Origin of the sequence: Geobacillus sp. ZGt-1, assembly GCF_001026865.1 — a bacterium.
GTDB lineage: Bacteria > Bacillota > Bacilli > Bacillales > Anoxybacillaceae > Geobacillus > Geobacillus thermoleovorans.
Genome location: NZ_LDPD01000111.1, coordinates 1 through 728, shown reverse-complemented (window position 1 = coordinate 728; position 728 = coordinate 1). Strand labels below are relative to the sequence as shown.

The window sequence follows — 728 nt, the reverse complement described above, 5'->3', positions numbered from 1 at the left end:
GTTGCTTGGGTATGAGAAGGAGCACAGTGTATTGGGAATGCCCATTTTGCGGCTCATTCCCCATTCTCGCTTGCCCGAAGTGATCCGAACAGGGCGGGCGGAATACGATGATGAGATGGTTTTAGGGAGAGAGACCGTCATTGCGAACCGAATTCCGATCAAAGACAAGCAAGGGCGCGTGATTGGAGCGGTATCGACGTTTCGCAACAAATCGGAGCTGTATCGCCTCACAAAAGAGCTGTCCCAGCTCCGGGTGTACGCGGATGCGCTGCGGGCGCAAACACATGAATTTTCCAATAAGCTGTATTTGATCTCTGGGTTGATTCAACTTGAGTCGTATGAAGAAGCGCTTGAGCTTATTACGAAAGAAACGAACTTACAACAAAATATCATTCGTTTTGTCATGAAAGAAATCCCGGATCCGATCATCGGCGGGCTGCTGATTGGCAAGTTCAACCGCGCCCATGAGCTGAAAATCACCTTTGAAATTGATCGGGAAAGCAGTTTTCGCGATGTGCCGCCATGGATCGATCGCGACCATTTGGTGACGATTATCGGGAATTTGTTGGATAACGCCATGGAAGCGGTCCTCCACAACGGAAAAGAAGAGAAACGAGTGACCATTTTTTTGACCGACCTCGGCGATGACTTGATTATTGAGGTCGAGGATAACGGATTAGGCGTTGATCCGGATGTGGCGGAACGGATATACGACCGCGGCTTTTCGA

Annotated in this window: 1 protein-coding gene; it reads left to right on the top strand. The window is 49.6% G+C overall.

Annotated features, from left to right (window positions below; all coding sequences use genetic code 11):
* Window positions 1-728, top strand: a 728-nt coding sequence (locus tag VU18_RS15870) for a sensor histidine kinase (protein WP_047758494.1), incomplete at both ends; no start/stop codon positions are given.